Origin of the sequence: Chelativorans alearensis (assembly GCF_010993735.1) — a bacterium.
Taxonomy (GTDB): Bacteria; Pseudomonadota; Alphaproteobacteria; order Rhizobiales; family Rhizobiaceae; genus Chelativorans; species Chelativorans alearense.
Genome location: NZ_WQNI01000008.1, coordinates 1 through 23,382, shown reverse-complemented (window position 1 = coordinate 23,382; position 23,382 = coordinate 1). Strand labels below are relative to the sequence as shown.

The 23,382-nt window shown below is 64.3% G+C and carries 28 protein-coding genes; 14 read left to right on the top strand and 14 right to left on the bottom strand.

Translation table 11 applies throughout. The features are described from left to right. Window positions 1–44: 44 nt before the first annotated feature. Together GPJ75_RS13005 and GPJ75_RS13000 are read right to left on the bottom strand one after the other, a co-directional pair. Complete coding sequence (locus GPJ75_RS13005) at window positions 45–404, bottom strand: GFA family protein (RefSeq protein ID WP_163268771.1); 360 nt, start codon at window positions 402–404, stop codon at window positions 45–47. A gap of 19 nt (window positions 405–423) precedes the next feature. Continuing rightward, a complete protein-coding gene (locus tag GPJ75_RS13000; RefSeq protein ID WP_163268770.1) occupies window positions 424–1,887 on the bottom strand; it encodes a sensor histidine kinase in 1,464 nt (487 codons plus the stop codon). 283 nt (window positions 1,888–2,170) lie between these two features. On the opposite strand from GPJ75_RS13000, the gene GPJ75_RS12995 reads away from it, so the two are divergent. Continuing rightward, on the top strand, window positions 2,171–3,373 hold the full coding sequence (locus GPJ75_RS12995; protein ID WP_163268769.1) for an MFS transporter: 1,203 nt from the start codon (window positions 2,171–2,173) through the stop codon (window positions 3,371–3,373). A gap of 373 nt (window positions 3,374–3,746) precedes the next feature. Then, window positions 3,747–4,112, top strand: a complete 366-nt coding sequence (locus GPJ75_RS12990) for an SPW repeat protein (RefSeq protein ID WP_163268768.1) — start codon at window positions 3,747–3,749, stop codon at window positions 4,110–4,112. A 124-nt stretch (window positions 4,113–4,236) separates the two neighbouring features. Here GPJ75_RS12990 and GPJ75_RS12985 read toward each other — a convergent pair whose 3' ends face one another. After that, on the bottom strand, window positions 4,237–4,974 hold the full coding sequence (locus tag GPJ75_RS12985; protein WP_163268767.1) for a response regulator: 738 nt from the start codon (window positions 4,972–4,974) through the stop codon (window positions 4,237–4,239). Next, on the bottom strand, window positions 4,971–5,504 hold the full coding sequence (locus GPJ75_RS12980) for a MarR family winged helix-turn-helix transcriptional regulator (protein ID WP_163268766.1): 534 nt from the start codon (window positions 5,502–5,504) through the stop codon (window positions 4,971–4,973). The genes GPJ75_RS12985 and GPJ75_RS12980 overlap by 4 nt, the downstream gene beginning before the upstream one ends. Window positions 5,505–5,741: 237 nt before the next feature. Between GPJ75_RS12980 and GPJ75_RS12975 the strand changes: the two genes are divergently transcribed. The 3 genes from GPJ75_RS12975 (at window position 5,742) to GPJ75_RS12965 (ending at window position 7,898) form a co-directional block, all read left to right on the top strand. After that, window positions 5,742–6,635: a branched-chain amino acid aminotransferase gene (locus GPJ75_RS12975; RefSeq protein WP_163268765.1), complete on the top strand. Its 894-nt coding sequence runs from the start codon at window positions 5,742–5,744 to the stop codon at window positions 6,633–6,635. Window positions 6,636–6,754: 119 nt separating this feature from the next. Continuing rightward, window positions 6,755–7,030: a hypothetical protein gene (locus GPJ75_RS12970; protein ID WP_163268764.1), complete on the top strand. Its 276-nt coding sequence runs from the start codon at window positions 6,755–6,757 to the stop codon at window positions 7,028–7,030. Between the two features lie 226 nt (window positions 7,031–7,256). After that, window positions 7,257–7,898, top strand: coding sequence for an MBL fold metallo-hydrolase (locus GPJ75_RS12965; RefSeq protein WP_163268763.1), 642 nt, complete (start codon window positions 7,257–7,259; stop codon window positions 7,896–7,898). Window positions 7,899–7,995: 97 nt separating this feature from the next. Here the strand turns inward: GPJ75_RS12965 and GPJ75_RS12960 are convergent, their stop codons facing one another. Continuing rightward, window positions 7,996–8,484 carry a BA14K family protein gene (locus GPJ75_RS12960; RefSeq protein ID WP_163268762.1) on the bottom strand — a complete coding sequence of 163 codons (489 nt, stop codon included), beginning with the start codon at window positions 8,482–8,484 and terminating at the stop codon, window positions 7,996–7,998. 406 nt (window positions 8,485–8,890) lie between these two features. Here GPJ75_RS12960 and GPJ75_RS12955 point away from each other — a divergent pair, with 406 nt between their 5' ends. After that, window positions 8,891–9,601 carry a hypothetical protein gene (locus GPJ75_RS12955; protein WP_205602530.1) on the top strand — a complete coding sequence of 237 codons (711 nt, stop codon included), beginning with the start codon at window positions 8,891–8,893 and terminating at the stop codon, window positions 9,599–9,601. Between the two features lie 285 nt (window positions 9,602–9,886). On the opposite strand, the gene GPJ75_RS12950 is transcribed toward GPJ75_RS12955, so the two are convergent. The 4 genes from GPJ75_RS12950 to GPJ75_RS12935 all read right to left on the bottom strand — a co-directional run bounded on the left by GPJ75_RS12950 (window position 9,887) and on the right by GPJ75_RS12935 (window position 13,801). Further along, entirely contained in the window at window positions 9,887–10,099 is a 213-nt protein-coding gene (locus GPJ75_RS12950; protein ID WP_159593410.1) for a cold-shock protein, read from the bottom strand. A 382-nt stretch (window positions 10,100–10,481) separates the two neighbouring features. After that, window positions 10,482–10,694 (bottom strand): cold-shock protein, encoded by a 213-nt coding sequence (locus tag GPJ75_RS12945; protein WP_159593408.1) that lies wholly within the window; start codon window positions 10,692–10,694, stop codon window positions 10,482–10,484. Window positions 10,695–10,934: 240 nt separating this feature from the next. Further along, window positions 10,935–12,827: an ABC transporter ATP-binding protein gene (locus GPJ75_RS12940; RefSeq protein ID WP_163268760.1), complete on the bottom strand. Its 1,893-nt coding sequence runs from the start codon at window positions 12,825–12,827 to the stop codon at window positions 10,935–10,937. A gap of 194 nt (window positions 12,828–13,021) precedes the next feature. Beyond that, window positions 13,022–13,801, bottom strand: a complete 780-nt coding sequence (locus GPJ75_RS12935) for an NIPSNAP family protein (RefSeq protein ID WP_163268759.1) — start codon at window positions 13,799–13,801, stop codon at window positions 13,022–13,024. A 329-nt stretch (window positions 13,802–14,130) separates the two neighbouring features. Between GPJ75_RS12935 and GPJ75_RS12930 the strand changes: the two genes are divergently transcribed. The 4 genes from GPJ75_RS12930 to GPJ75_RS12915 all read left to right on the top strand — a co-directional run bounded on the left by GPJ75_RS12930 (window position 14,131) and on the right by GPJ75_RS12915 (window position 17,004). Beyond that, window positions 14,131–14,898 (top strand): transporter substrate-binding domain-containing protein, encoded by a 768-nt coding sequence (locus tag GPJ75_RS12930; protein WP_246249057.1) that lies wholly within the window; start codon window positions 14,131–14,133, stop codon window positions 14,896–14,898. A gap of 75 nt (window positions 14,899–14,973) precedes the next feature. Then, window positions 14,974–15,645, top strand: coding sequence for an amino acid ABC transporter permease (locus tag GPJ75_RS12925; RefSeq protein WP_163268757.1), 672 nt, complete (start codon window positions 14,974–14,976; stop codon window positions 15,643–15,645). Further along, a complete protein-coding gene (locus GPJ75_RS12920) occupies window positions 15,642–16,301 on the top strand; it encodes an amino acid ABC transporter permease (RefSeq protein WP_163268756.1) in 660 nt (219 codons plus the stop codon). The genes GPJ75_RS12925 and GPJ75_RS12920 overlap by 4 nt, the downstream gene beginning before the upstream one ends. Continuing rightward, window positions 16,279–17,004: an amino acid ABC transporter ATP-binding protein gene (locus tag GPJ75_RS12915; protein ID WP_163268755.1), complete on the top strand. Its 726-nt coding sequence runs from the start codon at window positions 16,279–16,281 to the stop codon at window positions 17,002–17,004. Before GPJ75_RS12920 ends, GPJ75_RS12915 begins: the two co-directional genes overlap by 23 nt. Before the next feature lie 8 nt (window positions 17,005–17,012). Here the strand turns inward: GPJ75_RS12915 and GPJ75_RS12910 are convergent, their stop codons facing one another. Next, a complete protein-coding gene (locus GPJ75_RS12910; RefSeq protein ID WP_163268754.1) occupies window positions 17,013–17,882 on the bottom strand; it encodes an EamA family transporter in 870 nt (289 codons plus the stop codon). 103 nt (window positions 17,883–17,985) lie between these two features. Here GPJ75_RS12910 and GPJ75_RS12905 point away from each other — a divergent pair, with 103 nt between their 5' ends. Further along, entirely contained in the window at window positions 17,986–18,483 is a 498-nt protein-coding gene (locus tag GPJ75_RS12905; RefSeq protein ID WP_163268752.1) for an Lrp/AsnC family transcriptional regulator, read from the top strand. On the opposite strand, the gene GPJ75_RS12900 is transcribed toward GPJ75_RS12905, so the two are convergent. Together GPJ75_RS12900 and GPJ75_RS12895 are read right to left on the bottom strand one after the other, a co-directional pair. After that, the gene (locus GPJ75_RS12900; protein WP_163268750.1) at window positions 18,464–19,273 is read right to left on the bottom strand and encodes a methyltransferase, TIGR04325 family; all 810 of its coding nucleotides are present in this window, start codon (window positions 19,271–19,273) and stop codon (window positions 18,464–18,466) included. The genes GPJ75_RS12905 and GPJ75_RS12900 overlap by 20 nt on opposite strands. Window positions 19,274–19,382: 109 nt before the next feature. Beyond that, window positions 19,383–19,775, bottom strand: coding sequence for a hypothetical protein (locus tag GPJ75_RS12895; protein ID WP_163268748.1), 393 nt, complete (start codon window positions 19,773–19,775; stop codon window positions 19,383–19,385). A 377-nt stretch (window positions 19,776–20,152) separates the two neighbouring features. Here GPJ75_RS12895 and GPJ75_RS12890 point away from each other — a divergent pair, with 377 nt between their 5' ends. Next, entirely contained in the window at window positions 20,153–20,794 is a 642-nt protein-coding gene (locus GPJ75_RS12890) for a TetR/AcrR family transcriptional regulator (RefSeq protein WP_163268746.1), read from the top strand. Window positions 20,795–20,873: 79 nt separating this feature from the next. Beyond that, entirely contained in the window at window positions 20,874–21,161 is a 288-nt protein-coding gene (locus GPJ75_RS12885; RefSeq protein ID WP_163268744.1) for a YciI family protein, read from the top strand. A gap of 140 nt (window positions 21,162–21,301) precedes the next feature. Here the strand turns inward: GPJ75_RS12885 and GPJ75_RS12880 are convergent, their stop codons facing one another. Then, window positions 21,302–21,784, bottom strand: coding sequence for a hypothetical protein (locus tag GPJ75_RS12880; RefSeq protein WP_163268742.1), 483 nt, complete (start codon window positions 21,782–21,784; stop codon window positions 21,302–21,304). A 145-nt stretch (window positions 21,785–21,929) separates the two neighbouring features. On the opposite strand from GPJ75_RS12880, the gene GPJ75_RS12875 reads away from it, so the two are divergent. Then, on the top strand, window positions 21,930–22,823 hold the full coding sequence (locus tag GPJ75_RS12875; protein ID WP_163268740.1) for a hypothetical protein: 894 nt from the start codon (window positions 21,930–21,932) through the stop codon (window positions 22,821–22,823). Between the two features lie 328 nt (window positions 22,824–23,151). Here the strand turns inward: GPJ75_RS12875 and GPJ75_RS12870 are convergent. Beyond that, the coding region (locus tag GPJ75_RS12870; protein WP_163268738.1) for a DUF2239 family protein at window positions 23,152–23,382 on the bottom strand (231 nt) is incomplete at its 5' end.

Here is a 23,382-nt window from a genome sequence, read left to right as displayed (position 1 = left end):
GAGATGTTGGTGTCTGCTCCCATAGCCGTGGCGGACAGGGCGCCTCAATCCAGATATTTCCAGCTCTCCGCCCCGTCGAAGTGTCGCACCCTGATGCCGGCGATCGCCTTCGGGTCCATCAGCCGCGCATTCACCGCCATGCGCTCCGCTCCTTCCTTCCGCACCGGCTCCCAATGCGTCGTGCATCCGCAGGTCGGGCAGTGGTGGAATTCCAGCCCGCGGTCGCCCCAGAGATAGGCGGCCGTCGTGCCCGCGCCCTCGACGAAGGTGGCCTCGCTCGGGTGATAATATGCCCAGAGCGTCCCCAACCGCCGGCAAATCGAGCAATTGCATTCATTTAGCCACGCAGGCTCTACCGACACTCGAATCTTCACCGCGCCGCAATGACAGGTCGCTTCGAGCATGGTCCGGCCTCCCGTTTCCCTAAGCCGGCACCCGGATCACCACACGCAGCCCTCCCAGCGGGCTGTCTTCGAGCGTGATATCGCCGCCGTGGCCGCGGGCGATGTCGCGGGCGATCGACAGGCCGAGCCCAGTGCCGCTTTCGTCCTGGTTGCGCGCCGCATCCAGCCGCACGAAGGGTTTGAAGACCTCCTCGCGCTTCTCCGGCGGGATGCCGGGGCCGTCGTCGTCTATGGTGATGACAAGGTTCCCCTTGCCGTGCACCGCGTCGACCGAGATGGTGGAGGCATAGCGGAAGCCGTTGTTGATCACGTTGGTCAACAGCCGCGAAAACGCGTTAGGGCGCACCAGCACTTCGCGCTTGCCCGACAGCGAGGCCTCGAACCCGCAATCCATCAACCGCGCTTCCTCCCGCATCTTGTCGAAAAAGGCGGCGAGGTCGAACTTGCCTGGGTCCTCGGCGGCCTCGCCGCGGGCGAAGGCGAGATAGCCTTCCAGCATCAGGCGCATGTCCTCGATGTCCTGGTCCAGCGCATGGATATCCGCCTTCGACTTGGCCAGCGCAAGCTGCAGCTTGAAGCGGGTGAGGATGGTTCTGAGGTCGTGGCTCACCCCGGTCAGCATGGCGGTGCGCTGTTCGATCTGGCGCTCGATGCGTTCGCGCATCAACAGGAAGGCGGAGCCGGCGCGGCGCACCTCCTCGGCCCCGCGCGGGTGGAAGCCGCTCGGCGTCGGTCGCCCCTTGCCGAAGCTGTCGGCAGCCTCGGCCAGTTGCAGGATGGGCCGGATCTGGTTGCGCAGGAAGGCGACGGCAATGGTGAGCAGCACAAGCGACGTGCCCACCATCCACAAAAGGAAAATGGACGTATTGGAGGCATAGGCCTGGCTGCGCCGGGCAAAGATGCGCAACACCTTGCCCTCGAGCTGGATGCGTATCTCGATGATGTTGGAATTGCCCACCGTATCCAGCCAGAAGGGCCGGTTGATCTGCTGCGTGATCTCCTCGCTGAGCGCCCGGTCGAGGATGGAGAAGAAGGGTTTCGGCCCCGGCGCCGGAAAGGGGTCCGGCGGCTCGATGCTGATCTGCAGCGCCAGCCGCTCCTGGGCGATGCGGATGACCTCGGAATAATCTATTACCTGTTCTCCTGCCGCTCCGTCTCCGGTTTCCTCTCCCGCTCTCTCCGGCGCATCCTCATAGGTTTCGATCACGTCGATGACGGCGGCGATGTCGCGCGTGACGGCCTGGGAGAGGCGCTGCGTCACCGTCTGCCAGTGGCGCTCCATGAAGACGAAGGCGATCACCGATTGAAGCAGGATCATCGGCGCGATGACGATGATGAGCGAGCGCGCGTAAAGCCGCTTCGGCAGGTAGCGCGACATGCCGCGCCCCGCTCGCCGCCAAACCTTGCGTGCCGCATGCAGCCCGCGCACCACGCGCGCCAGCAGGTCGTCTCTCTCGCCCCAGGATAGGTCGTATCTTGCCATTCACTCTTCCGCGTGCCGCGGATGCCGGAGTCAACCGGCAATGCTCGCACTGGCGCATTACCCCGCCGCGGCGGCCCGCGTAAAGCGGGACGTCGCCTGTCCGGCAGTCTAGCCGCGTTTTCCGGCAGCGTCACGGAGGTCAATCCTATCCAGCCATGGGCGCAGCCCGAAAAAATGTCGGGTCGGCGGCCGGCCCATCGTCCTTTGGCCGCAAGCGACGCTGCACGCATACCGCTAAGTGGTGTCGGAACGATGATTGTGAAGACCAAGGGGACAATCGGATATGTCTATTCCTTATCGTTGGGTGATCGTCGGCGCGGGCGCGCTGATGACCTGTGTCGCCATCGGGGCGATGTTCTCGCTGGCGGTTTTCCTCGACCCGATGTCGACCGAGACCGGCTGGTCGCGCGCCGCCATATCGAGTGCCATGACCCTCAATTTCCTGGTAATGGCCCTCGGCAATTTCGGTTGGGGCATGGCGAGCGACCGCTTCGGCACGCGCGTCGTCGTTCTTGCCGGCGCGCTGCTTCTCGGCCTTGCCCTGGTTCTGGCGAGCCGGACGCAATCGCCGCTCGAATTCCAGTTGACCTACGGCATTCTCGTCGGCCTCGCCGCCAGCGCGTTCTTCGCGCCCATGATCGCCGCCGCCACGGCGTGGTTCGACACGAACCGCAGTCTTGCCGTCTCGCTCGTCTCGGCGGGCATGGGCGTGGCGCCGCTCACCATCTCGCCCTTCGCGCGCTGGCTGATCACGGCCTATGACTGGCGCACCGCCATGCTGGTCATCGGCATGGCCGCCTGGGCGCTCCTGATACCAGCAGCCTTCCTGGTCCGCCGCCCGCCGGCCGCGACGGGCGCCGATGCCGATTTCGGCGCTGCTTCGGCCGGTGCCAGGGTATCGGCCGCGCAGGCGCTGCGCTCGCCGCGGTTCCTGGTGCTGGGCTTCACCTTCATGGCGTGCTGCGCGGCGCATTCGGGGCCGATCTTCCACATGGTCAGCTATGCCCTCGTCTGCGGCATCGCGCCAATGGCCGCGGTCAGCATCTACAGCGTCGAGGGCCTGGCGGGCCTGGGCGGCCGTGTCCTTTTCGGCGTGCTCGGCGACCGTATCGGCGCCAAGCCGGTGCTGATCGCCGGCCTGATGGTGCAGGCGCTGGCGATCGGTGCCTATGTCTTCGTCAGCCGGCTCGGCGAGTTCTATGCGCTTGCCGTGATCTTCGGCGCGGCCTATGGCGGCGTGATGCCGCTCTATGCGGTGCTGGCGCGCGACTATTTCGGCCAGGCCGTCATGGGAACCGTGTTCGGCGCGGCCACCATGCTGTCGAGCCTCGGCATGGCGCTTGGCCCGCTCGCCGGCGGCTGGGTGTTCGACGCCTTCGGCGGTTATGCCTGGCTCTTCATCGGCTCGTTCGCCGTCGGGCTCGGCGCGGTGGCGGTGGCGCTCGCCTTCCCATCGCTCCCGCGCGCGCGGCTCCAGCCGGCATGAGGAAGCTGCCTCGGCCGCGTTCTTGAAACTTGCGCCGTTCGCACCCAAATTTTCTGTGTCGGCTGCCGAAAATGGAGCCGACACCGTCAAGGGGCGCCAGCTCTTTGGCGCCCTCGTACCATGTTGCTCGAAAGAGGATGTGGCTATGAGGACGTTCGATGTTTCTTCTATCCACCGGTCAGGCATCGGCTTTGACCGGACACCCGGTCTGCCGGAAAATCCAACCCCGTTTGCAGACCGTCGACAACTGGCCTCCCTAAGACATCGCCAAGACCTGCGACAACGCCCACGCGCCGTCCGCGACCCTGCCGAAAACCGAGCAGGCGCAAGCGGCGCGGGCTCCGTTGCCTGTTGAATGAAAGGAGCAGTCGTCATGGCAAGCGACGTTACACGTGGTACCCAGGAAACCGCCCTCGACGTGGTCAACCTCGTCGTCGGCATTGCCCTTGTGCTTACGCCCTGGATGATGGGCTACGCGGCCGAAACGACCGCCGCCTGGAACGCCTGGGTGGTCGGTGCCCTCATCGGGCTGGTCGCCATCGGAGCCTTGGTCTCGTTCGCCGAGTGGGAGGAATGGGCAAACCTCGTCCTCGGCATCTGGGCGATTATCTCGCCCTGGCTCCTCGGCTTCGCCGCGATCACCGCCGCCGTCTGGGCGCATGTGATCGCCGGGGTGATCGTCGCGGTGCTCGCGGGCCTGGAGTTGTGGTTCGCGCGCCACCGGACATCGGCGGCCTGACCGGCGTACTTCCCGCCGCTGGCGGGTATGCCCCGACCGCCCCGGCGGTCGGGGCAGGTGTATTTTGCGCGGCTGGAGGTGACGGCGTCCTTCGCGCGCCCCATCCGGAAATCGCCTTGACCAGCTACTCCACGCTCAGCCGATACCCCACCCCGCGCACGGTCTGCAGCCATACCGGGTTCGACGGGTCGCGCTCGATCTTGCGGCGCAGGCGGTTGATCTGCACGTCGATGGTGCGCTCGCCCACTTCCGATTCATCGCCGACGAGCTCGTGGCGGGGGATGGTCTCTCCGGCGCGCTCGGCGAAGATGGCCATGATCTCGCGTTCACGGTCGGTAAGCTTCAGCGGCTCGCCGCCGCGCTTCAGTTCGCGCCGGGGGATCTGGAACGTGTAGGGGCCGAATACCACCTGCTCCAGCTTGGGCGGCATCTGCTGGCCGCTGCGGCGCAGGATGCTGTTGACCCGAAGCACCAGCTCGCGCGGGTCGAAGGGCTTCGGCAGATAGTCGTCGGCGCCGGCTTCCAGCCCGGTGACGCGGTTTTCCGTCTCCGAGAGCGCCGTCAGCATCAGGATGGGCATCGTCTTTTGTGTCCGCAGACTCTGCGTCAGCGCCACGCCGTCCTCTCCCGGCATCATCACGTCGAGGATGATGAGGTCGAAATCCAGCCCTTCGAGCTTGCGGCGTGCCTCCTTCGCATCGCCGGCAATCGTCACCCGAAAGCCGTTTTCGCCCAGAAAGCGGTGAAGAAGCGTGCGGATACGCTTGTCGTCGTCGACGACAAGCAGATGCGGGGCGTCGTCGGGCAGCGCGCCATTCGGCACCACGCCTGCGCCATTTTCGACAACGTTGCCTTCGATCATTCCATCTTCCCTCTCTCGCTCGTACGGTCGCCGCCGGAAGGTGACCTGTCGACCTGCGCCCTGAGCTCCGGGTTCACCATCGCCTTCAGGAAGCGCTCGAGGGCGGCACGGTCCTCAATGCCTGCCTCCTCAAGTGCCGTATGGATGCGGCGGGACTGTGGCAAGGCCAGCGCCAGGGCGAGTGCGTGGCCTTTCTTTGTGGCGTAGAGCTCGCGCTGGCGCCGGTCCCGCGGTCCCTGCACCTGCACCACATAACCGGTATCGATGAGCTGCTTGAGCACACGTGCGAGAGACTGCTTGGTAATTCTCAGCACTTCAAGAAGTTCCGCCACCGTCAGTCCCGGCCGCCGGTTGACGAAGTGCAGCACCCGGTGATGCGCCCGCCCGAAGCCATAGCGCGCCAGGATCGCATCAGGGTCGGACGTGAAGTCCCGGTAGGCGAAGAAGAGGAGTTCGATGAGAGCGAAATCCACCGCCTCGTCTTCCTGTGTCGCCTCTTGCGGCTGGCTCGGCTTCATGGGGCTTTTCATCGTTGTTTTTCCCGGTGAACGAAAATTATGTCAGCCATATTGACATAATTAAGACCGTTTGATAATTTTTGCCAAGCTTTTCGGCCCATGGCGAACAAAAAGGTGCGTCGAGGCGGGTTTTCCGGAACTTCCTGCAAATGCGTTTGCGTCAAGGTGCGGTGTTCCGGCATAATCGGTTTTTCGCCAGTTCCGTATTGGGTGTTGTTCAGGGGGCGTGTGCCCGCAGGAGAGGTTACGATGGCATCGGTTCCTTTCGACCAGCTTGACGGCTTTATCTGGTTCAATGGCGAGTTCGTCAGGTGGGCGGATGCGAAGGTGCACGTACTCACCCATGGGCTGCACTACGCGAGCGCCGTCTTCGAGGGCGAGCGCGCCTATGGCGGCGAGATCTTCAAGCTCACCGAGCATACGGAGCGCCTGCACGAATCGGCCCGCATCCTCGGTTTCCGCATCCCCTTCAGCGTCGAGGAGATCGACGAGGCGTGCCGGCAGCTCCTCGTCAAGCAGGGGCTTCAGGACGCCTATGTGCGCCCCATCGCCTGGCGCGGCAGCGAGATGATGGGCGTTTCGGCGCAGAACAACCGCATCAACCTCGCCATTGCCATCTGGGAATGGCCGAGCTATTTCGATCCGGAGCAGCGGCTGAAGGGCATCCGTCTCGACATGGCCGAGTACCGCCGCCCCGATCCGCGCACCGCGCCCTCGAAGTCGAAGGCCGCCGGCCTCTACATGATCTGCACGCTGTCCAAGCACGCGGCCGAGGCCAAAGGCTACACCGATGCCCTGATGCTCGACTGGCGTGGACGGGTGGCCGAGGCTACCGGCGCCAACGTCTTCTTCGTCAAGGACGGGGTGCTGCACACGCCGACGCCGGACTGCTTCCTGGATGGAATCACCCGCCGCACGGTCATCGGTTTGGCGCGCCGCCGGGGCATCGAGGTGGTCGAACGGGCCATCATGCCCGAGGAGATGGAAGGCTTCGAGCAGTGCTTCCTGTGCGGTACCGCGGCGGAGGTGACGCCGGTTTCCGAGATCGGGCCCTATAGCTTCCAAGTCGGTGAAATCGCTCGTCTTTTGATGAACGACTATGCCGACGAAGTGCGCCCCAGCCAGCGCATGGCGGCGGAATAGGGGCGCCTGGCCGCCCACTCGCCGGCCGCTGATCCAGCCCTCCCGTATTTGACTTTGGTCTAATTCGGCGTTTCATGATGGCGCCGGCCCGCGAGGCCGGCGCTATTGGAGGGATAGTTATGGAAGCACTTCTTCCGATCATCGTGCAGGCGATCGCCGGCATCATCGGCGGCGAGGCTGTCGGTGCGGCGTTCAAGAACGCGGCGATGGGACACGCTGCCAAGCTCATCAGCGGCGCCGTCGGCGGGGTGGGCGGCGGCGTTCTGCTTTCCTCTCTCGGCGGCGATGCCGGTGCGTTGAGCGGCCTGTTGGGCGATGCCGTAGGCGGCGTCGTCGGCGGCGGCGTCTTGAGCGCGATCGTCGGCGCCGTCATGGGCGGCATGAAGAAAAGTTGACCTTTCTCCGGAAATGGAGTGCGAGCGGGCGGCGCCAGCCGCCCGTTCTGTTATGATAGGGCAGGGGCGTTGGCGCCAGTCTTCAGACCCCCTCTGGCTCGGACCCTAGAGCATGATCCCGAAAAGTGGATGCCGGTTTTCGGATAAGATCATGCTAAAACAAAGAGATAGATCGTGATGCCAATTCCGCGAAGAGGCATCACGATCTAAAAGAGAAGACACCGCCATGACCACCCTCAAAGCCGCCATCGTCACCGTCACGGTGTTCCAGCAGAACTGCACCATCCTGTTCGATGACGAGGAAAAGAAAGGGGTGGTGGTCGATCCCGGCGGCGAGGTGGAGCGCATCCGCGAGGCCATCGACAAGGCAGGCGTGACGATCGAAGCCATCTGGCTCACCCACGGCCATATCGACCATGCCGGCGGGGCGATGGATCTTAAGGAGGCGCTCGGCGTCGACATCGTCGGCCCGCACGAGGCCGACCGCGAGCTGCTCGAAAACCTCGAAACACAGGCGCAAATGTTCGGCCTGCCCGGCCCGGTGCGCAACGTTGCGCCCGACCGGTTCCTTGCCGAGGGCGAGACCATCTCCTTCGCCGGCCACTCTTTTAAGGTTCTGCATTGCCCCGGCCATGCGCCGGGCCACATCGTCTTCTACAACGCCGATGCCAAGTTCGCCCATGTGGGCGACGTTCTGTTCAACGGCTCCATCGGCCGCACGGACCTGCTGGGCGGCGACCACGCCGCCCTCATCCGCTCCATCAAGGAAAAGCTTCTGCCGCTCGGCGACGAGATCGGCTTCCTGTGCGGCCATGGGCCAGGCGGCCGGTTCGGCGACGAGCGGCGAAGCAATCCGTTTCTGGTGTAAGGCTCCGCCCCTCACAGCATCAGCCCGAAAACCGGAATCGATCTTCGGGCCGATGCGTAGGTTCAAAGACTTGGAGCGCCCGAACGGACGCACGGGCTCAGCGCAGCGTGCAGAAGTGGCGCTGGCCGTCATAGCCCATGAAGGTGCCCGAGTTCGCATCGAAGCTGCGGTAGCGCGCGTCGCAGGCGCGGTACCACTCGGGGCTCCAGGGCTCCGGCGTATAGCTCACCGTGCGGCGGTAGGTGGGGGCGGCGGGATAGTAATCGCGCCCGTAGCGGTAGCTGGGCTGCGGTGCCGGCCGCGGCGGGTCGATATAGACCCGTTCGGGCTGGCGCTGCTGCGTCAGGACACCGGCGGCAATCGCGCCGACCGCCAAACCGATCACGCCGGCGGCCACCATGTCGCCGTCGCTCCTCCTCTTCTTCTTCCGCACGTAGTGCCGCTCGTATCCGCCATGGCGCTCATAGCGGTGGTGGTCGCCATAGTAGCCGCCGCGCCGCCAGTCGCCGGCCTCGGCCGGGATGGATGTCAGCGCGGTGGCGGCGACAGCCAGGGACAGGACGCCGGTTTTGAGAATGTTCTTCATCGAACTCACCTCATCTTCAACACGCCGCCAGGGGGGATCGTTTGCGGCTTCAGGCGAGACCTAGCGCCCTCTTGCTGAACGGCACCTGAACGGTAAATGCGGCGGAAACAGACGCGTTTGTTACCTCCTCACCATCAGGACGAGAAGGATGGCCGTATAGTCCCACCGCTCCGTCCGCTACCGCCTCTACCGCTGCGATACTTCGCATTCCGCGCCGGAAACCGCCGCCTGAAACTCAAATTCATGATTTGCCCCCTTCTGAAGCCCATGTTAGCTTTCCGTTGTCTTTCGACTCGCAAATTTTGACTCGTCGGATGGCGGTTTAACCATGAAATTGTTATAGATATTAAAGGTTATTGCTATGACACGTAATATACCAGAGCCCGGGATTGCGCCGACAACAGAGATGCCTCCGCTCCTGGCAATATGCCCGCCCGCCCCAGCGAAACATGCCGCGGAAGAGAGCAACTCCGATGGTCCGGCCATCCCGCGCGCCCCGACCGAAGCGGAGGTCAACCAGGAGGCCGGCCATGGCGGAACCGAGGTGCTGGAGAACGGGGACACCCGGGTCGGCGATATGATCCTCACGCCGGAGCAGCAGGCAGCGTTTTACCCGACCGAAACGGAGGTCAACCAGGAGGCCGGCCATGGCGGAACCGAGGTGCTGGAGAACGGGGACACCCGGGTCGGCGACATGATCCTCACGCCGGAGCAGCAGGCAGCGTTTTACCCGACCGAAACGGAGGCCAATCAGGAGGCCGGGCATGGCGGAACCGAGGCTCTGGAGAACGGGGACACTCGGATCGGCGACATGATCCTCACGCCGGAGCAATACGCGATGCACCAGTCCGCCGAGGAGCCGGGCGATAATGGCACCACGGAAGCCCCGCCGCAGCCGGAGCATGCTTCCGAAGTTGAAGCCGGCGAGGGCCATGGCGCGTCCGGGCTGACCGGCCATAGCGTGGTCGACGCGCAAACCTGGTTCGGCATCTTCCATGACGGCGAGAGCGGAGCCGAAATGAGCTTCAGCGTTTCGATCCATACGATAACAGACGTGACGCCTTTTGCGGATGTTAGCGCTTTAGGCATCGAGGTGAGCGGTTTCTCCATCGCCTGAAGCCTCAGGTAATATCTCACGCGGACAGGCGGCAGAGGGGCCGCCTGTCCGTGCGAGCGCTCGGCTTTTCTCACCTGTCGCGGTTTCCGGGGGCGGGGATTTCCATTCAAAACACTAAGGTTACGCTATGTCTGATAATGCTTTTATAGAGGTGAGTGCTGCGGCGCGTAATGTGGCTCCAGGAGGCGCCGTGCGTCCGTGTTCGGTTACGGCCCAAAGAAAAAACGCCGGCCTTAAAGGCCGGCGCAAGCGTTCCTGCCGCCGTCCCGGGCGGCCGAGGCCTGTTCAGCCGATGGAAAGATTGACGGCCTTCGGGCCCTTGCCGCGCTTGTCCGGCTCGGTGTCGAAGGTCACTTTCTGGCCGTCCTCGAGGCCGGGCAGGCCGGAAGCCTGCACCGCGGAGATATGCACGAACACGTCCTTCTCCCCGTCATCCGGCGTGATGAAGCCGAATCCCTTGGCATGATTGAAAAATTTTACAGTTCCACTCTGCGGCATGGGAAGAGATCCTTTCTCCCGTCATTCATCGTCTTGTCCAGACCACAGTCTCTTGCGGGGGCCATGGTCCAGCGGTGTCTCGGTCCTTTACTGGGGGAGAAGAAACAGTCAGCTTCGCGCGGGGAACCCTGCCGGATTTCTTGTGACACGCGACATCCCGGGAGCCTTTCTAGTGTCGTATGCCGGGGCATGCTATTCCAGTCTCCGGGCCGGCAAATGCCCGAACGGGCAAAATCTTCCCTTATTTTTTGAGGGCGGGCAAGGGAAAGTTTTGTGTCGGCCGCCCACCTCGCGGGTGCCCATAAAGCAAAAGGCGCGACGGATGATCCGCCGCGCCTTTCGCAAAACTCGCCGTAGCCGTGCCGCGTGAGCGGCCTCGGGCTTACGCCTCGGAGAGGTTGACCGCCTTCGGGCCCTTGCCCATGCGGTCGGGCTCGACGTCGAAGGAAACCTTCTGCCCGTCGACGAGCGAGCGCATGCCGGAGGCCTCGACTGCGGAGATGTGAACGAAGACATCCTTCGCGCCGTCATCGGGCGTGATGAAGCCGAAGCCTTTGGTGGCGTTGAAGAACTTTACGGTGCCGGTCTGGGCCATGGGAAACTCCTTTTCCCGTTGGTTGGTATGCGTCTGCGCACTGCGCGCAGTTCATTTCGTCGAGAGCTTACGATGTCGGGGAAAGGGGCCGTCCAATCAAAAAAGCGTCCAGTCTCCGGGTCTGCAACCACCCGAGCGCCCAATATCAATTGCACGGAATCGCATCGGAAGCAAGATGCGCTTTGCCCTCATGGAGGGCCCGGCTGCGCCGTGGGGCGCAGCCGGTGTTCCGCATGCCAATCAGATGCTGGCTTGCGCCCTATAGAGGCCCGCATATGCCCCATCGGCGGCGATAAGCGCTTCGTGGGTTCCCTCTTCGGCGATCCCCTCCTCGGTCAGCACCAGGATGCGGTCAGCCCTCTGCACAGTGGAGAGCCGGTGCGCGATGACGATGGTCGTCCGTCCCTCGGCAAGGTCGACGAGCGCCGCCTGGACGGCCCGCTCGCTTTCGTTGTCGAGCGCGCTCGTGGCCTCGTCGAAGATCAGGACCGAGGGATCCTTCAAGAACGCCCGCGCGATGGTCAGGCGCTGCTTTTGGCCACCGGAGAGCTTCACGCCGCGCTGCCCGATATCCGTGTCGTAGCCGTTGGGCAGCGCCATGATGAAATCGTGGGCATTGGCGGCCTTCGCGGCGGCGACGATCTCCTCGTCCGCGGCCTCGGGCCGCCCATAGCGCAGGTTCTCCGCCACCGTTCCGGCGAACAGGTAGACGTCCTGTTGCACAACGCCGATGTTCTGCCGCAGCGATTTGAGGCTCACCTGGCGGACATCGATCCCGTCGATCAGGATCGCGCCTTCCCGCACGTCGTAGAAGCGCGGGATCAGCGCGCACAGGGTGCTCTTGCCGACCCCGGAGGCACCGACGAGCGCCACGAACTCGCCGGGCGCGATGTCGAAGGTAAGGTCCTTGAAGACGTGCGGCCCATCCTCCTCGTAGCGGAAGCCGACCTGGCGAAACGCGATGGCGCCGCGGGGTTGGGCAAGATCGACGGCGTTCGGTCGGTCCTCGATCTCCGGCTCTACGTCGAGGATCTCCATCGCCCGCACGAAGCCGGTATAGCCCTCCTGCCAGAGCCGCACGAAATTCGCCAGGCGCTGAACGGGGTCGACCAGCACTGCCACGCACAGAAGGAAGGTCAGCATGTCGGCAACTCCGAGCTCGGCGTTCACCACGCGGATGGCGCCGATGACGATCACCGCGATGGTGATGAGCTGCGCGAAGGTCGTGTTCCCGACGGAGAAGAAGGCTTCGCTGCGATAGCCGTCCCTGCGGCTGTCGAAGAAGCGGGCGTTCTCCTCCTCGAAGCGGCGTATCTCGAGCTGCTCGTTGGCGAAGGACTGGACCACCCGGATGCCGGCGAGCGAATCTTCGACGCGCTCGTTCACCGCCGCGATCCGCTCCTTGCTGCGCTGCAGCGCCCGGTTCATGCGCCGGTTGAAATGCAGCGCGAAGAGCACGGCAAAGGGCGTCACGGCGAGGATGAGCAGCGTTAGCGGCAGGTCGATATAGGCGAGGATGGCGATCGCGCCCGTAAATTTGAGCACGGCGATCGCCAGATCCTCCGGTCCATGATGGAAGAGCTCGCCCAGCCAGAACGAATCGTTCGTAATTCGGCTCATCAGCTGGCCGACGCGCTGGCGGTCGTAGAAGCTGAAGGCCAGCTTCTGGCAGTGCTCGAACAGCTCCTTGCGCACCGTCCGTTCGATCTTCGCCCCCATCACGTGCCCCTGATAATCGACGAACAGGGTGCCGAGCACCTCCAGCACCAGAAGGCCGATCATGGCCGCGCCCACCAGGTAGATCTGGTTCAGCGCCTCCGGCGCGTCGGGAAGCTGCACCAGTCTCTTGGTGATGTAGTTGGCGCACAGAGGCAGGAAGAGCGCCGTTGCCGAAACCAGCAACGCGCAGGCAAGGTCGGCCGCCAGCAGCGGCAGGTGCGGCCTGTAGTAGGACAGGAATTTCCGCGCGCGCGAAGGCGCCGCCGGGTCTTCAGGCCGGGTCGCGGATGTCGGGCTCTGGACTGGTTCGGTTTCAGCCGATGGGTTGACGGTGGCTGCCTGCGGCAGCCGGCTCTTCAGTAGGCTACGGGGCGCGTCTCCTAGCGACGCCGCCTTCCGGAGTCGTGAATGCATAACGCTTCATGTCCTGTTGAGGATAAACGGCTTTCTTTTCGGACATGAAGGCTCTCATTTCACTCTCCCGTTCGAGCTCACTCGAGGGCGGCGAATAGAGCACAGGTTGCGGCAGTGGGCAAGATCGCCTGAAATTCAGGATGTCCGGCAGGACAGAGGGGGGCGCGAAGGGGCGCGGCAAAAAAAAAATCGTGCTACCGCAGCAACGATCGCATGGTAGGGGAAAGCCTGTACCGCATCGCCGGCCCGGCCGTATGGCCGCCGAAGCCGCTCTCCAGCGCCTCCCGCCATCCCGCGGTCTCGGCAAGACGTGCCGTGAAGGCAGCGTGCGCCTTAGCGTCGTCGAAGCGCGCGATCCACACGAAAACCCGCTCCCCTTCGCGCACCGGCAGGCGCGGGAAGGTGTTGGGGCTCTCCTCGGTCACGAAGCGCGCACCCGCCGGCGCTCCGGCCTCGGCGAACGCCGGCATCAGGCTTTGCGAGAAATACGCGGGAAAGGCGTCGGCCCTATGGAGCGCCAGCGGAAAGACGCAGACGGCAAAGACGGCGGGAGAAGCCTCGCCTCCGCCCGGCGCTGGCCTTTCCACGCCCGCCAGGTCGAACCCGGCGCCATCGCCCGCCGGCTTGAGGAGAAGAACGTCGTCGGAATCGATCATCGTCGCGTTGGCGGCGTCGCGATGTGCGCTCCAGACCGGGCCGCCGTAGAAGGCGGCCAGCCCCGCGCGGCGCGTCTCCATGTCGGCAAAGCCGCGCAGCCAGACGAACTCGTCCGGCCGGTCGAGGTCGCGGAACTGGCCCAGCACGGACATGCCGCAAGCCTCCTGGCTCTCCACGAACGCGCGGTCGAAGAGGGCGATGAGCGTGTCGCGCTGCCCGGGGCGCAGCCGGTAGCTGCGCAACTCGACCACCGTCTGAAAGGGGCCTTCCCGCTCCGGGGACGCGGCTGGGGAGGTGTCGGTCTGCAACGCGGTCATGGGCGGATCCGGTTCAGGAAAGGGAACCCGACAATAGCGGAGGCCTGCTGACACCATTCGTTCAGGAGGACGGAGCAGGCGCCGGGTGTGGCACTCCGGCCTCTTCCGCTGCCTAATTTTTAGGCACGCAGCCAATTGTGCAGGCTTGCGCCGCCTCCCGGCCACATCCGGCCCGCGCGATCTCCTCCCCGCACCGGCAAAGTACGGCCTTTTCACCGCAGCCTGGGGCAGCTGGCACGCCAGTTGCAGAAGGGCAGCGGATAGGCAGAACAAATAACCCGGAACAAATAACAGGAGAGACCGAGATGAACCGTCGGACATTGTTGGGAATGGCCGGTGCAGCGATCATGGCCACCGTCGCCGTCGCGCCCGCGCCCGCCATGGCGGATGCGCTTGAAGATGTCATGTCGCGCGGTGTTCTGCGCGTCGCCGTGCCGCAGGATTTCCCGCCTTTCGGCAGCGTCGGCACCGACATGGCGCCCGTCGGCTACGATATCGACATGGCCAATCTCATCGCCGAAAAGCTCGGCGTTGAGGCCGAGCTCGTGCCGGTGACGAGCGCCAACCGCATCCCCTACCTGCAGACGGGCAAGGTCGACCTCGTCATCTCCAGCCTCGGCAAGAACGCCGAGCGCGAGGCCGTGATCGACTTCACCGATGCCTACGCCCCCTTCTTCAACGGCGTCTTCGCCCCCGACGATGTCGCCGTGTCGAGCGCGGAAGACCTTGCCGGCAAGACCGTCGGCGTCACCCGCGGCGCCATCGAGGACCTGGAGCTGACCGAGATCGCCCCGTCCGACGCCGTCATCAAGCGCTACGAGGACAACAACGGCACCATCTCCGCCTTCCTCTCCGGCCAGGTGGACGTCGTCGCGACGGGCAACGTCGTCGCCGCCGCCATCCTGGAAAGAAACCCGCCGAAGCGCCCGGAGATGAAGTTCCTGATCAAGAACTCACCCTGCTACATCGGCCTCAACAAGAACGAGCCGGCGCTCGTCGAAAAGGTCAACGCCATCATCGCCGAGGCGAAAACCGACGGCTCGCTCGACGCCATCTCGCAGAAATGGCTGGGCGCGGGGCTGCCGGAAGAGCTGTAACCCAGAAGATGCAGAGGCCGGCGCCCTCCGCGCCGGCCTCTCCGCAACCGATTTCATGCCAAGAGGCCACCTCCCGTGACCTACACCTTCAGCTTCACGTGGCTGACCGAGTACTACCCGGTCCTCCTCAAGGGCATCCTCGTCACCATCGAGCTGATCGCCGTCGGCGGCCTCTTCGGCGTCGCGCTCGGCACGGCCTGCGCCTGGGCGCGCGCCCTCGGCCCGGCCTGGCTGAAGCCGCTCGTCTCGGCTTATGTCGAACTCATCCGCAACACGCCCTTCCTCATCCAGCTCTTCTTCATCTTCTTCGGCCTGCCTTCGCTGGGCTTGAGGCTTTCCGAGCTCGAGGCGGCCAACCTTGCCATGGTCGTCAATCTCGGCGCCTATAGCTGCGAGATCGTCCGCGCCGGCATCCAGGCGACCCCGCGCGGCCAGTTCGAGGCCGGCGCCAGCCTTGCCATGTCGCCCATCCAGACCTTCCGCTATGTCGTGCTGGTGCCCGCGCTCCAGCGCATCTGGCCGGCGCTCTCCTCGCAGGTCGTCATCGTCATGCTGGGCTCGGCGGTCGTCTCGCAGATCGCCGCCGAGGATCTCACCTTCGCGGCCAACTTCATCCAGTCGCGCTCCTTCCGCGCCTTCGAGGCCTATTTCGTCACCACCGCCATCTACCTCGCCCTCGCCATCCTCTTGCGCCAGGCGCTCGCCGCCATCGGCGCCATGATCTTCGCGCGGAGGCCGGCCCGATGATGGAGTTCTCCACCTGGGACATCCTGCGCAACCTGCTGCTTGCCACCCGCTGGACGATCGTCCTCTCGCTCGTCTCCTTCCTCGGCGGCGGCATCGTCGGCGCGCTCCTTCTCTTCCTGCGCATCGGCGGAAACCGCATCTCGACAGCCTTCACGAGATACTATGTCGAGCTCTTCCAGGGCACGCCGCTGCTGATGCAGCTCTTCCTCGCCTTCTTCGGCCTCGGCCTTTTCGGCATCAACGTGCCGGCCTGGCTTGCCGCCGGCATCGCGCTCGTCCTGTGGACCGCCGCCTTCCTCGCCGAGATCTGGCGCGGCTGCGTCGAGGCGGTCGCCCGCGGCCAATGGGAGGCGTCGGCCAGCCTCGGCATGGGCTATGTGCAGCAGATGCGCTACGTCATCCTGCCCCAGGCGCTGAAGGTCGCCATCCCGCCCACGGTGGGCTTCTCCGTTCAGGTGGTGAAGGGCACCGCGCTCACCTCCATCATCGGCTTCGTCGAATTGTCCAAGGCCGGCACCGTCGTCACCAACGCCACCTTCCAGCCCTTCACCGTCTACGGCCTCGTCGCCCTCATCTATTTCGCGCTCTGCTGGCCGCTTTCGAAGTCGAGCCAGGCACTGGAGAGGAAGCTCAATGCCGCTCATCGAAATCACTGACGTCCGCAAGCGTTTCGGCGACAACGAGGTGCTGAAGGGCATCGACCTCGACGTGAAGCCGGGCGAGGTGATCGCCATCATCGGCAAGAGCGGTTCCGGCAAATCCACCCTTCTCCGCTGCATCAACGGCCTTGAGATCATCGACGGCGGCTCCATCTCCGTCGCCGGCAGCCAACTCCTGCCCGACGAGGTGCACCTGAAGGCGCTGCGCCTCAAGGTCGGCATGATCTTCCAGCAGTTCAACCTCTTCCCGCACCTGACGGCCGGCGGCAACGTCATCCTGTCGCAGACCGTGGTGAAGAAGACGCCGAAGCGCGAGGCCGAGGCCATGGCGCGGAAGATGCTGGAGCGCGTCGGCCTCGCCGAGAAGTTCGACGCCTATCCGGACGAGCTCTCCGGCGGCCAGCAGCAGCGCGTCGCCATCGCCCGCGCGCTCGCCATGGAGCCCATCGCCCTTCTGTGCGACGAGGTCACCTCGGCGCTCGATCCCGAGCTGGTGGCCGAGGTCCTCGCCGTCGTCCGCGAACTCGCCGCCGAAGGCATGACCCTCCTCATGGTCACCCACGAGATGAAGTTCGCCCGCGACGTGTGCAGCCGCGTCGTCTTCATGCACCAGGGCCGCGTCCACGAGATCGGCCCGCCCGAAGACGTCTTCGCCAAGCCGAAAACGCCGGAATTAAAGCAATTCCTCGGGGTCCAATGAGATAGAACTCACCCCGGCGCTCTATGCACCGCGATCCCGGCCATCACCAGCGCCACGCCGAGGATATCCCGCCCGCTCGGCACCTGCGCCAGCACGATCGCCGCGATCACCGTCGCCGTCGCCGGCAACAGCGCCAGGAACAGCGCGAACGTCGCCCGCGGCAGCCGCGACATGGCGAGCTGGTCGGCGATATAGGGGATGACGGACGAGCACACGCCGACGCCGATACCCGCCAGCACCAGCTCAATCGTACCGAAAGCGCGCGCGGCTTCCGCAAACCCGATCGGCATGAGGATGAGGAGGGCGACAGTCATCGCCGCCCCCAGCCGCTCCACCCCGGCGCCGGCCCCGCTCCCCGCCGCCGCGTGGCCGAGCACGATATAGCCGACGAACAGCGCCCCGTTCAAAGCCGCAAAGGCGAGCCCCAGCGGGTCGCTCGCCCACCTCACGTCGATCAGGATCGCCACGCCGGCCACCGCAAGCACCAGCGCCGCAAGGTTGCGCCGCGTTCTAAGCCCGTAGAGCGCGACGCCCAGCGTGCCGACGAACTCCATCGCCGCCACCAGGCTCATCGGCAGCCGGTCGAGCGCCAGGTAGAAGGCCGTGTTCATCGCCGCCAGGCACACGCCCAGCCCAACAAGCAAGAGCCGCGTCCGCCCGTCCGCCTCGCGAAAGGTCCGCCACGGCCGCGTGAAGGGCGCGAAGATCAGTGCCGCCGAGGCGATGCGGAACCAGGCAACGCCGAGCACGCCCACCGCCGGAAACAAAAGCACCGCGAACGAAGGCCCCAGATAATGAAAGACGGCGCTGACCCCGAACCAGGCATGCGGCGGAACGGTCTCTGCCGCCCTTTCCAGCGTCCCCGTCGAAGATGGCATCGGAAAACTCCTTTGCCATCACTATGAAAGGTGAATATCCTTGTGCATATATCCACCGAAAGGAAAAACCCAAGCCTTACCACCCAAATATAAGGCCACCGGCATGAAACGCCTTCGATATGAAAACGGCCCGCTCGACCCGACCGACATGAAGCTCCTCGCCGCGCTTGCCGCCGATGCGCGAATCAGCACCGCCGCGCTCGCCCGGCGGGTGGGCCTGTCGGCGCCGAGCGTGGCCGAGCGCATCCGCCGGCTGGAGGAGGTCGGCGTGATCGCCGGCTACAGGGTGGAGATCGACCCCGCCGCCCTCGGCCTGCCGCTCGCCGCCTGGTTGCGCATCCGCCCGGTCCCGGGCCAGCTTCCCAAGGTGGCCGAGGTGCTCGCCGGCCTGCCGGAGATCGTCGAATGCGACCGCGTCACCGGCGAGGACTGCTTCATCGCCCGCGCCTTCCTCGCCTCGGTGGAGGACCTGGAGCGCCTCATCGACAAGGTGATGCCCTTCGCCATGACCAACACCTCCATCGTCCAGTCCTCCCCCGTCCCCCGCCGCCTGCCGCCGCTCAGGCTGCCGGACACTCCGGCTACCCCACCCTCCTCCTGAGCATGAACCCCCAGCTTTCGCTGCAGCCGAGCTCGGGGTGGCTGGCGATCGCGTGGGCGAGGTATTGTATCTGCCAGCAATCGACGACATCGTAACCGAGCGTTTCCAGATCGTTCAAAAACACCCCTTTCTCGCGGATCTGGTAGGGAAGAAAGGCCGGGCCGCCCCTTTGCAGCGAAAAGATCGTCTTGCCGTCCCTGAGGGCGACCTTGTTCAGGATCATCGCCTCGGGGGGCGCGGGGAGGCGGGAGATGAACTGCGGGAAGGGTTCGTCCAGATACTGCAGAAGGCCGGAGCACAGGAGGATGTGCGCCTTCCTGGATTTCGCAACGTCGCTGCAGAACGAAAGCTTCCCTTCAAGCCCATCCCGCCGCGCCATCTCGGCACCGGCCCTGATCATGGGAGGAAGATCGTAGACCTCCCAGTTCACCCGCGAAAGGTCCATCAAGCGGCTGAAGGCCCGGTATTTCGTCCCGATATGCCCGCCGGCATCGAGCAGATTGGTCCACCCGTTCCCGCGCGCCAGCAACTCCCGCTCCAGCCAGAACATGACCGGGTAATCCCAGTCGATGATCCTGCTCATCTTTTCCAGCCCCACGCCGACGGTCTCGTCATTGTCGTAGCCGGCCACCGCCCATTTCGGCACCGCCGCCAGCGCGCTGTCGAAGTCCGGATAGGTTCCCGTCAGTTCGGCGCGGCGGGCAACCATGTGCAGCCTGGCGACGGCGGATCGAAGCGGCCGCGCCGCTCTCTTGATGCCGGACGCATTGAAGTGCATCAGTGATCTCATAGGCTTAACTCCCCTGCGGCGCGGCGCCCCCGGCGGTTTTTCCGGGCGACACAGCGAAAAGGCGGGCACGCGCCGCTGCTGAATGAACACTTTCGGATGAGGTGTCTTGTCAGCCGCCGGAGCGCGGAGGCTTGCGGGGAGGGGAGGTGTCCTGGCTGGCCAGCCGCATGGAGGCCGGCCCCGAGGGAACCGGGCCGGAGCGGGCGATGGAGAAGGCCGTTTCGTGCAACAGGCCCGCCGGCGAGGCGCAACTGTAAAAACACAAGCCGCTATCGAACCAGGGATGGCGCGGCTCCAGGATCTGGGCGCCACCAGCCGAAGCGCACACCCCCGCGGGCCGCGGATGCGGATCTTCCATCCCCACATCGGCCGCTTGCGGGCGAAGCTCGGCGGCGTGGTCCTCGCTCCCATGCGCCGAGGCGAGCTGGGCCGAGAAGACCATCGCAACGAGTGCAACGACAACAAGTCCCGCTATCCGCCCAATGACCATCGCCCCCAACATTCAAACGGTTTCCGCGGCCTGAATGGTGGCTTCACGGTCGCGGGCGGTCAATTCGGTGAAGTGGCCAACCCGCCGCATCCCTCTACCCCATTCGTGGAGGGTAGGGCGCTAGTCCGAGGCACGTTGGTGGGTGCGGGGCTAACCGGATGCGTCTCAGCTTCATAGCGACGATTCACCGCCGCGCCCCACAAGGGGGAGGGGATTTCTGAGGCGTCGAGGCCTCCCTCCCTTGTGGTGAGGAGTGGGGGTCCCGGCGAAGGGGCGCCGCCCCTCCCGATTTCCAAAACCAACGACACCGCAAATCCGCCCCTTGACCGCCCTAGGACGCCCGTCCTAATCTCCCACCCAACGCAACCGCCCCAAACCGGAGCCCCAGCATGAGCGCGGCGACCACCCGCGAGCACATCGTCGAGGCAGCCGACGAGCTCTTCTACCGGAAGGGCTACGAGCACACCTCCTTCGCCGACATAGCCGCGGCCGTGCACATCTCGCGCGGGAATTTCTACTATCATTTCAAGACCAAGGACGACATCCTCGACGCCGTCATCGCCCTGCGCCTCTCCAACACCCAAAAGATGCTGGACCGGTGGGAGGCCGAAGGCGCACACCCCGCCGACCGCATCCAAAGCTTCATCCAAATCCTCGTCGCAAACCGCACGAAGATCATGCTCTACGGCTGCCCCGTCGGCACGCTCTGCGCCGAGCTCGCCAAGCTCGATCACGTCGCGCAGGCCGAGGCTGGCAGGATCTTCACCCTCTTCCGCGATTGGCTGCGCCGCCAGTTCGCATTGCTGGGGCTAAAGGCCGAAGCCGATGCGCTCGCAATGCACATCCTCGCCCGCAGCCAGGGCGTCGCCACGCTGGCCAACGCCTTCCACGATGAAAGCTTCATCCGCAGCGAGGTCGACCAGATGTGCGCCTGGCTGGAGCAATTCCGGCAAAAGCGGCAACCGCTCCCCCGCCCGAAATCGCGGCGAGACAACGGGCCGCACCGGATCGCCGATCCCCCGAAACGATGATCCGCCCCGAAGGCGCAACCGCAAAACCCCGCCTCACCACAACCGCCGATCCCACCCGAAAAACCCAAAGGAACCCCCCATGTTCGTCGTCCTCCTCAGGTTCTCCGAAAACAAGGCAAAGGCCCCGCAATTCATGGAAGGCCACAAGGCATGGATCCAGCGCGGCATGGAAGACGGCGTCTTTCTGCTCGTCGGCAGCCTCCAGCCCAACGCCGGCGGCGCCCTCCTGGCCCACGCCACCACCCTCCCAGCGCTCCAGGCAAGGGTGAACGAGGACCCGTTCGTCGCGGAAAACGTGGTCGGCGCGGAAATCCTGGAAATCACGCCGAACCGGGCGGAGGAGCGGCTGGGGTTTCTCTTGGGGTGAATGGGGTGAGGCAGGTGGGGTGCCAGCATCGCGCCTACAGTTGGTGGCGCGGATGTTTGAGGCGACGCTGCGGCTGCACACTCCGGTGCCAGGAATTCAGTGCTAACCTGCCGAGACGTGACGCGCGCTTTGCAACAGGGTTACTGGTCAGGCCCCTTTGCAAATGTAATGCCCTCATTCCAGATGACCTGCGCCCACAACAAATCTGGAATGTCAGGGAAATGCTCCTCTCGCCAGATCCGCTCAAGACTGTCCTCGCGCACGGTCATTTGGAGCGTGTCACGCACCACCCAGTAGGAAAAATTGTGCAAATAGATCAACCAAGCAAAGGGGATAAGTCCCGCAATCACGGCAGCGACGGCGAAGGGAACTGAAACCCCCACGGCGGCAACTGCCTGAAGCGTGAAGCCGACCACGAGTTGAGCTAGGCCGAAGCGGGTATCAAGCCGCTGCTCGACAAATGCTCGATATGCCGATGGATTCGAACCGTAGTAGCTGCCGGCCTGTCGCCTCAGCTTCTCATCTGGGACAAAAAACAGCCCTCTTGCAAGCGCGACCGCTCCTGAAATGTCACAAGCAATCCCTGCGGCGGTAAGCCATGACGGAGCAGCCAACTCAAACATTCAGCGCGATTCCGGGCGAAGATCGATCTGACTGCCGCCGTCGTTGCTAGCAAGTTCAGAGATTTGATATCTAGGAACGTTCGCCTCTTAAGACTACGCTAGGTTTAGGTTGAATATCAAGAGGTTGAATTTGAGGGAGCTGAGCATGAGTTCAACGATATGGACATGGGTTCTTATGGTCCTCGGCACGGTTGCTACAATACTCTTGCCGCTAGCAGTGCCCGCCATCCGCGTGGCCGTTGGGAAATATGTTGCCGGGTTCGTACAGCACCATTTTGATCAGCAGATTGAGACATTGAAATCTGAACTGCGACGCAGCGAGGAACAATTCGCCGCCGATCTGAGGGAAAGAGACCGTCAGCTTAGGACATTGAGTGACACCACTCTCTCACTGCGATCAACCCGACAAATGGCGCTGGATGCCCGTCGATTGCAAGCGGTGGAAAAGCTCTGGGCAGCCAAAATCGCGATCGATCGCATGAAGCTCGCAGCAGGTCTTTTATCCAGCGTAAATTTGGAGGAGCTATTCAAGGCGGCCGATAAAGGCGACACCAGAACTCAGGCCCTCGGAGCGATGTTAGACAAGATGAGTGGGGTTGATCTGGAGAAGGCGGCATCGCAGGCGTCAGCCCTTTCCGAGCAACCGTTTCTGTCGCCTGATGTCTGGGCACTTTTCTCCGCTTACACGGGTGTGATGACACACTCGGTAGTAATCCTCAAAAGCCTCGCTCTCGGAACGACGAAAGTCCTCAAGAAGGAGGATACGCTGAAGCCGCTGATGCTCGTGGCGCTGCCTGAATACAAGGACTACATCGAAAAATTCGGCTTCTCTGGCTACTACCACTTGCTCGATAAACTCGAGCAGAAGCTACTTAACGCGATAATGGAAATGCTCGACGGAAAAGCCCTCGACAATGCCACTTTGAAGCGATCTGCCGAGATCTTGTCGGCGGTGCAAGGGCTCAACATCGAAGCTGAGCCCGAGATTCCCGACGGGTTGCAAGGTTCGGAAATCCCCGCTCCTTCAGAAATCGAGTAGAACTGGTTCCAGCGCCCCTGTCGCTAGCCGATGGCTCTTTTAAAAGAGTTCGGACGCGTGTCAGAAAGGTCAGGAATTCTTGATCTATTTGTCGTTCTCGGCAGTTGGCCGGGACGGCAAGTTTCCATCCAAAGCAGCCGATCGGCTAGTTCACTGTAACGACCGGAATGGGGTCAGATTTTTGCCGACGCGCTGCGCCTCCCAAAGCTGGAGCCTTTGCACATCGGGACATGGCTGGTGGCGAATCCTCGGCGGCATGCGGGTCCAGCGCGCCCGCCACACCCCACAACCCGCCGGCCGTTGCGCGCCGCGGTCCTCTTCCTCCCCCTCACGCCCCAAACGCCGCCCCCGCCAGCCGCTCGGCATACCCCCGCACGTCGGCCGGCCAGCCGGCGATGTGGTGGCGGAAGCGGTCGGCGTCGGCGGCGTAGAGGGCGCGCGCGGCTTCCTCGTATCCCGGCAGGTCGCCGGCCATCGCCATCATGAAGCGGTCGCCGGCCGCCTGCGCCTTGCGGGCGCCCGCGCGCCCGGCCTCGCTCCCGCGCGCCGCCTCGACCAG

Coding starts and splice junctions, on each gene's coding strand:
- GPJ75_RS12920 (WP_163268756.1), top strand. CDS start 15,642: ATGATGGAGTTCTCCACCTGGGACATCCTGCGCAACCTGCTGCTTGCC.
- GPJ75_RS12965 (WP_163268763.1), top strand. CDS start 7,257: ATGACCACCCTCAAAGCCGCCATCGTCACCGTCACGGTGTTCCAGCAG.
- GPJ75_RS12970 (WP_163268764.1), top strand. CDS start 6,755: ATGGAAGCACTTCTTCCGATCATCGTGCAGGCGATCGCCGGCATCATC.
- GPJ75_RS12875 (WP_163268740.1), top strand. CDS start 21,930: ATGAGTTCAACGATATGGACATGGGTTCTTATGGTCCTCGGCACGGTT.
- GPJ75_RS12945 (WP_159593408.1), bottom strand. CDS start 10,694: ATGGCCCAGACCGGCACCGTAAAGTTCTTCAACGCCACCAAAGGCTTC.
- GPJ75_RS12935 (WP_163268759.1), bottom strand. CDS start 13,801: ATGACCGCGTTGCAGACCGACACCTCCCCAGCCGCGTCCCCGGAGCGG.
- GPJ75_RS12955 (WP_205602530.1), top strand. CDS start 8,891: ATGCCTCCGCTCCTGGCAATATGCCCGCCCGCCCCAGCGAAACATGCC.
- GPJ75_RS12910 (WP_163268754.1), bottom strand. CDS start 17,882: ATGCCATCTTCGACGGGGACGCTGGAAAGGGCGGCAGAGACCGTTCCG.
- GPJ75_RS12885 (WP_163268744.1), top strand. CDS start 20,874: ATGTTCGTCGTCCTCCTCAGGTTCTCCGAAAACAAGGCAAAGGCCCCG.
- GPJ75_RS13000 (WP_163268770.1), bottom strand. CDS start 1,887: ATGGCAAGATACGACCTATCCTGGGGCGAGAGAGACGACCTGCTGGCG.
- GPJ75_RS12980 (WP_163268766.1), bottom strand. CDS start 5,504: ATGAAAAGCCCCATGAAGCCGAGCCAGCCGCAAGAGGCGACACAGGAA.
- GPJ75_RS12990 (WP_163268768.1), top strand. CDS start 3,747: ATGGCAAGCGACGTTACACGTGGTACCCAGGAAACCGCCCTCGACGTG.
- GPJ75_RS12890 (WP_163268746.1), top strand. CDS start 20,153: ATGAGCGCGGCGACCACCCGCGAGCACATCGTCGAGGCAGCCGACGAG.
- GPJ75_RS12915 (WP_163268755.1), top strand. CDS start 16,279: ATGCCGCTCATCGAAATCACTGACGTCCGCAAGCGTTTCGGCGACAAC.
- GPJ75_RS12880 (WP_163268742.1), bottom strand. CDS start 21,784: ATGTTTGAGTTGGCTGCTCCGTCATGGCTTACCGCCGCAGGGATTGCT.
- GPJ75_RS12985 (WP_163268767.1), bottom strand. CDS start 4,974: ATGATCGAAGGCAACGTTGTCGAAAATGGCGCAGGCGTGGTGCCGAAT.
- GPJ75_RS12960 (WP_163268762.1), bottom strand. CDS start 8,484: ATGAAGAACATTCTCAAAACCGGCGTCCTGTCCCTGGCTGTCGCCGCC.
- GPJ75_RS13005 (WP_163268771.1), bottom strand. CDS start 404: ATGCTCGAAGCGACCTGTCATTGCGGCGCGGTGAAGATTCGAGTGTCG.
- GPJ75_RS12940 (WP_163268760.1), bottom strand. CDS start 12,827: ATGCATTCACGACTCCGGAAGGCGGCGTCGCTAGGAGACGCGCCCCGT.
- GPJ75_RS12950 (WP_159593410.1), bottom strand. CDS start 10,099: ATGCCGCAGAGTGGAACTGTAAAATTTTTCAATCATGCCAAGGGATTC.
- GPJ75_RS12895 (WP_163268748.1), bottom strand. CDS start 19,775: ATGTTGGGGGCGATGGTCATTGGGCGGATAGCGGGACTTGTTGTCGTT.
- GPJ75_RS12930 (WP_246249057.1), top strand. CDS start 14,131: ATGGCCGGTGCAGCGATCATGGCCACCGTCGCCGTCGCGCCCGCGCCC.
- GPJ75_RS12905 (WP_163268752.1), top strand. CDS start 17,986: ATGAAACGCCTTCGATATGAAAACGGCCCGCTCGACCCGACCGACATG.
- GPJ75_RS12900 (WP_163268750.1), bottom strand. CDS start 19,273: ATGAGATCACTGATGCACTTCAATGCGTCCGGCATCAAGAGAGCGGCG.
- GPJ75_RS12995 (WP_163268769.1), top strand. CDS start 2,171: ATGTCTATTCCTTATCGTTGGGTGATCGTCGGCGCGGGCGCGCTGATG.
- GPJ75_RS12975 (WP_163268765.1), top strand. CDS start 5,742: ATGGCATCGGTTCCTTTCGACCAGCTTGACGGCTTTATCTGGTTCAAT.